This window comes from Oleiagrimonas sp., assembly GCF_027858935.1.
GTDB lineage: Bacteria > Pseudomonadota > Gammaproteobacteria > Xanthomonadales > Rhodanobacteraceae > Oleiagrimonas.
In genome coordinates, this window is record NZ_JAQIBU010000324.1 from 1 (window position 1) to 11,140 (window position 11,140).

The window sequence follows — 11,140 nt, forward strand, 5'->3', positions numbered from 1 at the left end:
ACGATCATGTGCGCTGCCCAACCGGCGAGGCGCGGATCACACCCGGCTTCGACCTGAAGGCTCGATGGGTGATCCATACGGTCGGCCCGGTATGGCGCGGCGGCCACGATGGCGAAAAGCAGCTCCTGGCTGCGTGCTATCGCAACAGCCTTCGTCTTGCGCGTACCTGTGGTGTGCGCGACATCGCCTTTCCAGCCATCAGTTGTGGCGTGTACGGCTACCCGGCGCAAGCCGCCGCGCGTATCGCCGTTGAAAGCCTGCGCAAGGAGGCCGGTGCAGGACCCGACCCCAGGCATGTATTGCTGTGCAGCGTGGGTCAGGACGTGCATGATGCGCTGGCCGATGCGCTGACTGCATGATGGAGCCTCGTCGGGCTCTCATGCCGATGCCACGGGAACCTGCTCGTCCTCGCCACGCGCGACCACGACCGAAGCGGCCAGGTCCCCGGCCACATTCAGCGTGGTTCGTGACATGTCCAGCAACCGGTCAATACCCAGCACCAGGCCGATGCCCTCGGGGGGAATCCCGAACATGCCCAGGATCATCGCGATCACCGGTAGTGATCCTCCGGGGACCCCGGCCGCGCCGACTCCGCCCAGTACGCAGATCAACAGCACCAGAGCCTGCTGCGCCAGGTTCAGGTCGACTCCGAAGAACTGCGCCAGGAACAACACGGTGATGCCCTCGTACAGGGCCGTTCCATTCATGTTGGCCGTGGCACCCAGCGTGCACACGAAACGGCTGATACGGCGTGGCACACCCAACCGGTTTTCCGCCGCCTCCAGCGTAGTCGGCAAGGTCGCACTGCTCGAGGACGTCGAGAACGCAGTCACCATGGCGATTTTCGCACCCCGGAAAAACGTACCCGGCGACATGCCTCCGAGGTAGCGCACCAGCAGCGGCAGTACCACGAAACACTGAAGAACCAGTGCCAGGAGCACCACGCCGACATAGCGCGCAAGTTGCAGCAATACATCCCAACCCATACGCGCAGTCAGCGTGAAGAGCAGCGCCGCGACGGCAAACGGGGCCAGCCGGATCACCCATTCGATCAACTTCAGGCAGATATCGTAGACACCCTGCATGGTGTCGACAAAGGTACGTGTGCCGGGACTGCGCACCACCGCCGCCGCGACCCCGAACACCAATGCAAAGAACATCCGCCCGAGAAGATTGCCCTCGGATGCCGCACGAACCGGATTGATCGGAACGATTTCGAGAAGCATGTCACGGGCCGACATCGCATCACGGCACGAGGTGATCTCCCCGCCGCGTTGACCGGCCTCGGCGATGAGCCTTTCGCCCACCTCATGGGGCACACCACGTCCCGGCTGCAGGACATTGACCAGCAGCAAGCCGATACCCACGGCCACTGCCGTCACGGCGACAATCCAAATCAAGGTCTTGAGCCCGACCCGACCCAGCGCCCTGGGATCGTCGATCTCGACCACACCAAGGACCAGTGCCAAGAAGACCAGCGGAACGACCAGCATGAAGAGCAGCCGGAGAAAAAGATCGCCATGGGTTGGCTGACATATCCGACCAGAAGCGCCAGCCAGTGCGCATTTCGTGCCAACCAGTAACAAACCAGTCCGGCGATGGCGCCAATCAGAAAACCGATGAGCATTTGCGTATGCAGTGGTCCGCGCCGGAAGGTCACGGAGGCGATTATTCAATCACTCCAGCATGAAAGCTCGACCGTTCCAGTCTACCCAATGCCCGCGGAAGCGAAAGGCTTTACCGCGACGATACTCGCGCAGGCTGTCAGCGCGATGGATACAGTGGTGGCAACGACGTGCCGTCGTCGCCATCCCGATGCTCACGGATCCAGCCAAACCCACCGCTGAACGACTTCTCCAGACGCTCCCCGATCCGTTCGGCTTTTCCGTCCGCAGCGAACATGCACCGTTGCAATTCCTGGATCGCGCTCACCTGCTCCGCGTCGTCCAGTTGCCGTGCAAGCACGCCCAGATTGCGTATCGCGCCCCGCTCGGACTGCGCCCAGTGGAGCAACGCCTGCGCCGTCGCGTGCAGGTCATGGCCTCGGGCGGTCACAAGGAACGCATGACGCAGGGCACGCGTTCCAGGTGTCGAGTCGGACGCGGGTGTCGCATCACGCCGGAACCGTCGACGCCGCATGAACCACCAGGCCAGCAACGCGATGGCCGCCACGACCCACAGTCCCATGCTGGCCAGGGCAAGCCATCGCCAGCGTCCGGATTTCGTGTCCATGCGCCTCGCGGAGGTTGCAGGATGAGGCTTGGGATTTACATCCGCCGGGGATCCTGAGGCCACGGGTACTGCGTGTTTCGGTGCAGTGGATTCGGTCGCAGGCACCGCACTGGCCGGGGACGCAGGGCCGGCAGCGACCACGGTAATGTTCTGCGCCGGGATCGACGCGGTCTCCGGCTGGTTGCTGACCACGTTCCACCAGGGCAGCGTGATGGCCGGGATATGAAGTGTTCCGGTGCGCTTGGGTACGATCGCAAAAGACCGCGAACGCGATCCCGTGAGCCAGTGGTCGTTGTGGTGTGTGACGTCCTGTGGCTGGTCGGGATAGACATCGGCACCGGCAATGCCCGGAAGTGTGGGCATGGGCAGCGCCGCCGCCGACAACCCTGTGGCCCCTTCGTGCAGCGTGACCGTGACCGGTTCGCCCACCTGCACCTGCCCCGATGCGGGCAGGCCGCTGATGCTCAATTCAAGATGACGAGCCGGCAACCAGGCACCCTTTCCGGATGCGGCAGGGCGCGGCAATACCTTGAGCCTGGGTGCATCCGAACGAGCCGTGACCATCTTGCCATTGCTGAACAGGCTGCCAGGGTCCGTACCATCCATGACATGGCCGCTGAACTGGACCGGATCCATTTGCAGCATGCCCGCGTGCTGGGCAATGACGGCGAAGTGCCGCTCGATGACGTTGTAGGTCATCCCGCCACGACGGGTCTGGAAGCGTACCGCCCGCCCGAGCGCACTGACCTTCGCGCCGTCAACCTGCGGTGTACTCATATTGCCGTCCATCAGGGCCGGGGTGTACAGCAATCGCACATCCAGTGCGACCTGCTGGCCGACATAGACCTTGTGGGCATTCATCGACACTTCGATGAATGCAGGATAACCGACCTTTCCCTGCCCCCGGACGGGCGCATCGGAGACTTGCACGGTCAAGGGACGGGTCGTTTGCCCGTCGACGTCCAGGGCAGGAATCGTCAAGGTCCCTGCATGCAGGGGGCGCAGCGAGATCGAGATACTCGACGTCGCGCTCACCCGCCCGTTGACCCAGCTTTGCGACACACTGGTCGAGCGGCCAAGAACACTGAAGTCCTTTTGCAGCGGCGCAAGATCCGGTGAAACACCGGAACTCGCGCCGGAGACATCCAGCGTCAGTGTCAAGGTATCACCGAGCTGCACATGGTCGCGGTCCACCGAAGCCTGGACACCGGCACTCGCATGCGCCAGTCCGCTCAGTACGAACATGCCGATCACAAGCCCGAGGATACGAACCGACGCTTTCACTGTCCTTCACTCCCATCCTGTTGGCCGTTGCCTTGCGGATCCCCGCGCTGCATACGGCGCTGATATTCGAGCATGAATTTCTGGCGCAGAAGACTACCGGGGTCGTCAGGAACACTTTGCAACGCCTGGCGCATGGCTTCCGGGAGCTGCTTTCCCGAGCCCCGAGCTGCGGGTTTCTGCATGCCCAGTACATACGGTTTATCGGCACTCGGCGCATGTCCGAGCGCTTTATCCATGCGCTTTTTCTGCGCTTCACGCGCTTTGGCCTGAGCCGCGCGATCCGCTTTTGATGGTGGCTTCACCCCTTCTTGCCCATGGCTGGAGCGCGCCTTGTCCGAAGGTGCACCATGGGACTTGCTCGAAGCTGAATTGGACGGCGGCGCAGAACCATCGTGCGGATGCGCCTGGTGTTTCCCCGCTTCCGGTTTGCCTGACTTCCGGCTCGACGAACTGTTCGAGGAAGATCCACCCCCCTGGCCTGTCTGGTGGTCTTTACGGGAGCCATGTCCCGATTTCGGTTTGTGTCGGCGTAGCCACTCGCGCAGTGACTTGCGATTGGCGCGCGCGTCGGACAGCCCCGGATCCATGGACAGTGCGCGGTCATAGGCATGGATAGCCTGGTTGTAGCGATGCATCCTGGCCAGCGCATTGCCGAGGTTGTACTGGTTCTGTGCTCCGGGGGCCCTGGCGAAGGCACGGGCAGCATCCCTGTAATCGCCCGCGCGATAGGCCGCCGTTCCGCGCAAGGCGGGGTCACTGGCCAGCTTCATGGCCAATTTCGGCTGGTTGTGGGCCAGCGCCCGTGCCGCTTGCTGGTCGCGGGTATGCCATGCATCACTCCAGCCCCCGGCATGCGCGGGCGCACTGAACAATGGGGCCAGCACAATAAAGGGCAGCAGGAAAAGCACGCCGCGACGAAAGGCCAGTGCAGCCAGCGGCAACACCAGCAAAAGCAACCAGGGGCCTTGATCACGCCAGACCTGGACCTTCTGGCGCGAGTCGCGCGAGGCGGCACCCGTGCGCAACTGCGAGGTGAGCGCGGCGACATCCTTGCTGTCCGGCTGCATGCGCACATACAGGCCTCCGCCTGCGGATGCCACGGCGCGAAGCGATGCATCGTCGCGAGCAGCCATGACCACCTTGCCGTCCGGCCCCTTTTCGAAGCCTCCTCCATCGCGCGCCACGGGAGCGCCCTTCTGGGTTCCAACACCAAGCACCGAGACGCGCATGCCTGCCGCTTTGGCGGCCCGTGCTGCGCGTACCGCATCTTGGTCGGCATGATCGTCGATCAGCACGATGGAACCCTGCTTTATCCCCGCCTCCTCAAGCAGACGGGTGGCGCGACGAATGCCAGCCGAGGCATTGTCGCCCTGCACAGGCATGGTATCCGGGGACAACGCATCCAGAAGATCGGTCAACGCGCCGGCATCGGAGGTCAGCGGTGCGACCGTGAATGCCGCACCCGCGTAGGCAACCAGTGCGTTTTGTCCGTCCTTGTTGGCTTTCAGCAGTGCATGGATCTTGTAGCGCACGCGCGTCATGCGATTGGGCAACATGTCCGTGGCCAGCATCCGGCGCGAAAGGGACACTGCAATCACCTGGGCCCTTTGTGCCGTATAGACCGGTTGGGGAAGTCGCTCCCAGGTGGGTCCGGCCAGTGCCATGCAGGCCAGCACCCATGCCAGCATGATGCCGGTCACGGGGCCCAGACGCGCCGTTCCTGAGCCCTTGATCAGATGCGGCAGCAACGGCGCGTCCACCAGGCGTTCCAGCGACGCGCTGCCGTCCGTACGTCGCAACAATCGGGGCAGCACCGGAAGTACCAGTATGCACATCAGCCACCAGGGCCGCAGGAAATGGAAGGCGTGCACATACTCCATCATGAGGCGCCCTCCCACGGGAGATGACGCCGCGCACGCAACGCCAACCCGGTCACGAAGCACAACAGGGCGAAGGCCAGCGGCCATGGATACAACGGCCTACGCGGTCGACGCTGTATCTTCTGCTTCAGGGCAGGCTCAAGAGCGTCGATGGCGCGGTAGGCCTTGGCCAGCTGGTGGGTGTCCGTGGCGCGGAAGAACTGGCCACCGGTGGATTTCGCGATTTGTTGCAACATCGCGGTATCCAGACCCTGACCCGGTGCGTTTATCGTCTGGCCGAAAAAATTCTGCAAAAGTGTTGATCGCGAACCGATGCCGATGGTGTATATCCGAACGCCCGCCGCTTTGGCTATTTTTGCCGCAACGCTCGGTTCGATATTTCCCGCCGTATTGACGCCATCCGTGAGCAATACCAGTACCCGCTGGCCTGCCGGAAGCTTGCGCAGCCGCCGTACTGCTACTGCGATGGCATCGCCTATGGCGGTTTCGCGACCGGCCAGACCGACAGCCACATTTCGCAACTGGGCGCGCACCGCGTCAAGGTCGTACGTCAGTGGCGTCACCAGATAGGCCCGACTGCCGAAAAGGATAAGCCCCACCTGATCTCCCTGGCGACGGTCGATGAAGTCGCTGGCGATGGCCTGGACTGCATCGAAACGACTGACCTGAACTCCGCCCAGACGCATGTCCTGGGTCCGCATGCTGCCGGACATGTCCACCGCCAGCATCACGCCACGACCCGTACGCTGCATCTGCTGGGGCGGCCCGATCCATTGCGGACGCGCCACCGCAACCACCAGCGCGCACCAGGTCAGGAGCATCCATCCATAGTGCCGGAGGGCGCCACCGGCGCCGGGTTTCCCGACCACCTGCACACTCGCATGCGGAAGCGCCAGTGCGCGGGATGGCGCTCGTTCCGGAAGCAAGCGTTGGACCAGCCAGGGAAGCGGCAGAATCAGTGCCACCCATGGCCAGGCAAAACCGATCATGGCCGCCTCCGGATCAGCACGTGATGCAACCAGCGGCGGCTTGCCGAAAGCACGACGCCTGCATCCATATCCACCCCGGGTCGATACGGCGCCTCACAAACGGGTTGCAGCGCATGCGCCGTTGCTGCATCCGGAGAAAGCCGCTCGATGCATGCGCTCCACTGCTCTCCCGATGCCGTTGCTGCAGCGGGTTCGTTCATCCGCGCAGCTCGCCGCAACAACTGGGAGACCTGCGTGGCGAGCCAGGCAACATCCACCCCCGCTTGCATGCGTTGATGCAAGAACTCCAGCTCTCTTTGCGCCTGTTGCCATTGCAAACGGCGATGGCGTCCGCGACGGCTCAGCACAAACGCCACAATGAGAAACAGCACTAGCAGCCCGGCCAGGATCCACCATCCATAGGCAGGCGGCCACCAGGAAGGCGGCGGCGGCACGTGGATATCGCGCAGTGCAGGACCGGACGGGCTCATGTCCTGCTTCCCGGCATCCGGATGCCGAGCAATCCCGCCACCGTTCGAATCGGCGTTTCCACCGTGCCAATACCGACACACGGCAATGCCAGCGACGAAGACAGCTGCATAAGTGTCGTGCGTCCGCAGCCCAGGGTATCCCTGAAGTGCCGGCGCGCGGCTTGCGTGCTCAGGTCCACACGATGCAACTCATTGCCCCAGGCCAGGGGATAGTGCCCGGCCGGCGGCAAGTGCGATTCCAGCGCATCGGCCACCACCAGCACACCGATACGCGCATGCCTGCGCAGATGCACCAACTCGGCGCGGGTGGACGGATCCACGCTGCCGCCATCGCTGATCACCAGGACCTCGCTGCCGCCATGGACGGGCCCTGCCAGGCGCCGCAGGCCGCTGGACATGGTGTCGGCGCGACCTGCATCCGGATCACCCGGTGCGTGCTGCCACTGGCAAAGGGCATGAATGGCGGCAAGGGCACCATGCACCCCATCACGTGGACGAATAAGGGCTCGCTGGGTGCCGAATGCGGCAACACCCACGCGCATCCCGGTCGCAACACCAAGCCAGGTGGCAATTGCACCTGCACGCGCGGCTTGTACCGACTTGAAGCGCCTCCGGGTGCCGAAATGCATGCCGGTATGGGTATCCATGAGGATGATCAGGCTGCGCTCGCGATCCTCCTGGAACACCTTTGTATGCAGTCGCCCACTGCGTGCGGTCAGCCGCCAGTCGAGCCGACGGACATCGTCGCCGGGCTGGTAGGCGCGTGATTCCCGGTAATCCATCCCACGCCCGCGAATCGCCCCTGCGTGTGCGCCGGTGCGGCGGGCGGATACGGTCATCGCGGCTGTCGAAAGGCGCCGCGGCAGTTGCTGACGCAATGCGATCAGTTCGGCCGCATCCACCCGGGTGACTCCGTCGGCCTGCCGGGCGTTGGTCTGCACGGTTGGCATGCTGGCAGTACTCACGGCAAGGGCACGCGATCCAGTAGTCGGTCGATGACATCGTCGCTGCGGATACCGGCAGCCTCCGCCTCGTAGCCAATCAGCACACGATGGCGAAGGACCCCATGCGCGACCATATGAACATCCTCAGGCAACGCATAGTCCCGTCCTTGCAGCCAGGCCCGGACGCGGGCACAACGGTCCAGCGCGATGGTTCCTCGGGGACTGGCCCCCCATTCGATCCATCCCTCCAGTTCCTTGTCGTAGCGCCCTGCATCGCGGGTCGCCAGGACCAGCTCGGTCACGTAACGCTGCAGGGCCGGGGAAAGGTGGACATCCAGTGCAGCGCGACGTGCCGCAAACACGTCGTCCTGGTGAAGCAACGGCTCAACCGGAGCCGGAGCGGATTCGCGGGCCGTCTTGCGCGCCAGCTCAAGGATGGCCATTTCGGCTTCGGCGTCCGGATATCCGATGGTCACATGCATAAGGAAGCGATCCAGTTGCGCCTCGGGAAGTGCGAACGTTCCCTCGTGCTCAATCGGATTCTGGGTTGCCATCACCATGAAAAGTTCGGGCAATGGCCAGCTACGCTGACCGATGGTGATCTGCCGCTCGGCCATGGCCTCAAGCAGCGCGGACTGCACCTTGGCTGGCGCCCGGTTCACTTCATCTGCAAGCACGATATTGTGGAACAGTGGACCGCGTTCGAATTCGAAGCTTCCGCTCTGCGGGCGGAAGATATCCGTGCCCGTGAGATCAGCCGGCAACAAGTCGGGCGTGAATTGTACGCGGTGAAAATCGGCCTTGATACGCGAGGCCAGCGCCTTGATGGCCGTGGTCTTGGCCAGGCCGGGAGCCCCCTCGACCAGCAGGTGCCCGTCCGCAAGCAGCGCGATCAGCAGACTCTCCACCAGTTCGGGTTGGCCAATGATGGACTTGCACAGATCCTTGCGCAGATGCTCGAACGAAGTCTGCAAAGAAGATGTACGGGGCTGTTCGGTCTGGGTCATCGCGATGATCATCTCCATGTCATTCAACATCTTCGCATGCATGCAGATGTGGCATGCGGGGACCTGATGTGACAGCTCGACCGTCGGAAAGTTTAGCGACCCGAGACTGCGGCTCATTGAAAAGGCGGCCCGGAGGCCGCCTTTTCATTTGCTTGAAGTTTGATGCAATCGGTTACCGACCGGTTTCACTGAGAATGCGCGGCGTAACGAAGATCAAGAGCTCGGCCTTGTTATTCGAACGGTTCTTCGACCGGAACAGGTAGCCGAGTATCGGGATGTCGCCCAGTCCCGGCACCTTGGCCGTGGTGTTGGTCTTGGTGATCTCGTAGATGCCACCGAGCACCACGGTCTGACCATTGTCGACCAGTACCGACGTGTTCAGCGAACGATGATCGATCTGCGGGACCTGGCCACCACCCGGACTGGCGATAAACCCGCTGAGCGCATCCTTGGTCACGTTGATCTTGAGGTAGACACGTTTGTCGGCGGTGATGGTCGGCGTGACCTTGAGCTCCAGTACCACGTTCTTGAACTGAACGGTCGGGGTACCAACGCCTCCGGCACTCTGGTTCTGGAACGTGACGTAACCGATTTCCTGGCCCTGCTGGATATCCGCTTCCTGCTGGTTTGCGGTAATCACGCGCGGACTGGAGATGATTTCAGTCTGTCCCTCACTCTGCGCGGCACTGAGTTCGAGATCCACCAGATAATTGGCACCCAGGATCGCCACGCCAAAGGACCCGGTGGGCGCAGATACTGGCATGTTGACATTGAAACCACCGGTATCCGAGACCCCCCCCGAGGCGGTGCCCGAGGCTCCCGTTGCGGTCGGCGCCGTGGCAATGACGTTGCCCGCATTGTTCTTGGTGGCCTGCATGCCCCATTTCACACCCAATTCGCGTGTGAAGTTGTCAGTGGCTGCAACAATGCGCGACTCGATCAGCACCTGCTTGACCGGACGGTCAAGGATGCTGACGAGGTGACGGATTTCCTTGATTTTTTCCGGCGTATCGTTGATCAACAAGGTGTTGGTTCGCTCATCGGACGATACGCTGCCTCGCGGTGACAGGAAGCCACGACTGGCGCCCGCGCCTCCGGCAGCGCCGCCACCGCCCGTGCTCTGCATGCTCTTTTGCGTGAGCAGCTTTGCAATGTCCGAAGCCTTGCCGTAGCTGATCGGAATGTACGCCGAGACCAACGGTGCCTGGGTCTGCGCCTTGATACGCGCCTCGGCGAGATCCTCCTCGTACTTGGCAATCTGTTCCTGCGGCGCAATCCAGATCACGTTGCCATTACGACGCTTGTCCAGACCCTTGGCGCGCATGATCACGTCCAGCGCCTGGTCCCAGGGCACGTTGACCAGCCGGATCGTCACGCTGCCGCTGACACTGTCTGATGCCACGATGTTCAAACCGGACACCTGGGCAAGAAGGTTCAGTGCCGAACGCACCGGGATGTCCTGAAAATTGAAGGTGACCCGTTTGCCGGTGTAGACGGGAGCCTCACCTGGCTTCGGTTGGGCGCTCTTGTCCACGCTCTTGGGGGTGACATCAACCACATACTTGTCGTTGGTCTGGTAGGCGGAGGTTTCGACATCGCCGTGGACGTTGATGACCATTTCCGCGCCAGCCGGTGTGGCATGTGTACTGATACTCTGCACCGGCGTGGCGAAGTCGGTGACATCCAGGGTCTTGGCATACTTGGACGGCACCTCGACATTGCGCATGTTGAGGATGACCTGATCACCCTCCTGGTTCATGTTCACATCGGCGGCATTGCCGCTGAAACTCACCAGGACCTTGCCGCCGCCATCCGCATTGCGCTCGAAGTCGACCTTGGACACTGCGTTTGCGTTGACCCCACTGACTTGCTTGCTCGGATCAACGGAAACCATGTTGTCGCTGCCAACCTGCCCGGAATCACTGTCCACGGTCAGCAGCAGATCGTTACCTTCGACGCTGGCGTGATAGCTGGTCGACCGAAACAGCTCGACCACAAGCCGTGTGCGCCCCCCGGCAGAAACCACGGAGTAGCCCGAAGTGGCTCCCACGCCAACATCGTAATGCCGCTTGTCGAGGCTATTGACAGTGTCATCCAGGTCCACCGCAATGCGCGGCGGTGTACTGGTGGTGAAGATCTTCGGCTGTGGCGGTGGGCCGTTGAACTGCATGTTCAACTGAACGCGCCCGCCCGGAAGCTTCTGGTAGCTGACACTCTTGAGCGTGCTTGAAGCCCACGCTGATCCGGCAAATGTCAAGGCGACCAGCGCCAGCAGGCAGCGGATTGCGCTGTTCCTCACGGTAGACATGGCCCCGCCTCGACGATGAGTGGTAT

Annotated in this window: 8 protein-coding genes and 1 pseudogene; 1 reads left to right on the plus strand and 8 read right to left on the minus strand. The window is 62.6% G+C overall.

Features of this window, described 5'->3' with window-relative positions; genetic code table 11:
• The coding region (locus PF446_RS12285) for a macro domain-containing protein (RefSeq protein ID WP_298072009.1) at positions 1–359 on the plus strand (359 nt) is incomplete at its 5' end.
• An 18-nt stretch (positions 360–377) separates the two neighbouring features.
• On the opposite strand, the pseudogene PF446_RS12290 reads toward PF446_RS12285, so the two are convergent.
• The 8 genes and pseudogenes from PF446_RS12290 to pilQ form a co-directional block, all read right to left on the minus strand.
• Positions 378–1,627 (minus strand): annotated as a pseudogene (locus PF446_RS12290) (dicarboxylate/amino acid:cation symporter).
• A gap of 137 nt (positions 1,628–1,764) precedes the next feature.
• Positions 1,765–3,516 (minus strand): BatD family protein, encoded by a 1,752-nt coding sequence (locus PF446_RS12295; protein ID WP_298072011.1) that lies wholly within the window; start codon positions 3,514–3,516, stop codon positions 1,765–1,767.
• Positions 3,513–5,399, minus strand: a complete 1,887-nt coding sequence (locus PF446_RS12300) for a VWA domain-containing protein (RefSeq protein ID WP_298072013.1) — start codon at positions 5,397–5,399, stop codon at positions 3,513–3,515. Before PF446_RS12300 ends, PF446_RS12295 begins: the two co-directional genes overlap by 4 nt.
• Positions 5,396–6,385, minus strand: coding sequence for a VWA domain-containing protein (locus PF446_RS12305; RefSeq protein ID WP_298072015.1), 990 nt, complete (start codon positions 6,383–6,385; stop codon positions 5,396–5,398). The genes PF446_RS12300 and PF446_RS12305 overlap by 4 nt, the downstream gene beginning before the upstream one ends.
• Positions 6,382–6,855, minus strand: a complete 474-nt coding sequence (locus PF446_RS12310; RefSeq protein ID WP_298072017.1) for a DUF4381 domain-containing protein — start codon at positions 6,853–6,855, stop codon at positions 6,382–6,384. The genes PF446_RS12305 and PF446_RS12310 overlap by 4 nt, the downstream gene beginning before the upstream one ends.
• Complete coding sequence (locus PF446_RS12315; protein ID WP_298072019.1) at positions 6,852–7,820, minus strand: DUF58 domain-containing protein; 969 nt, start codon at positions 7,818–7,820, stop codon at positions 6,852–6,854. The genes PF446_RS12310 and PF446_RS12315 overlap by 4 nt, the downstream gene beginning before the upstream one ends.
• Positions 7,817–8,836, minus strand: a complete 1,020-nt coding sequence (locus tag PF446_RS12320) for a MoxR family ATPase (RefSeq protein ID WP_298072022.1) — start codon at positions 8,834–8,836, stop codon at positions 7,817–7,819. The genes PF446_RS12315 and PF446_RS12320 overlap by 4 nt, the downstream gene beginning before the upstream one ends.
• A gap of 142 nt (positions 8,837–8,978) precedes the next feature.
• Positions 8,979–11,114 carry a type IV pilus secretin PilQ gene (gene pilQ, locus PF446_RS12325; protein ID WP_298072024.1) on the minus strand — a complete coding sequence of 712 codons (2,136 nt, stop codon included), beginning with the start codon at positions 11,112–11,114 and terminating at the stop codon, positions 8,979–8,981.
• Between the last annotated feature and the right edge of the window lie 26 nt (positions 11,115–11,140).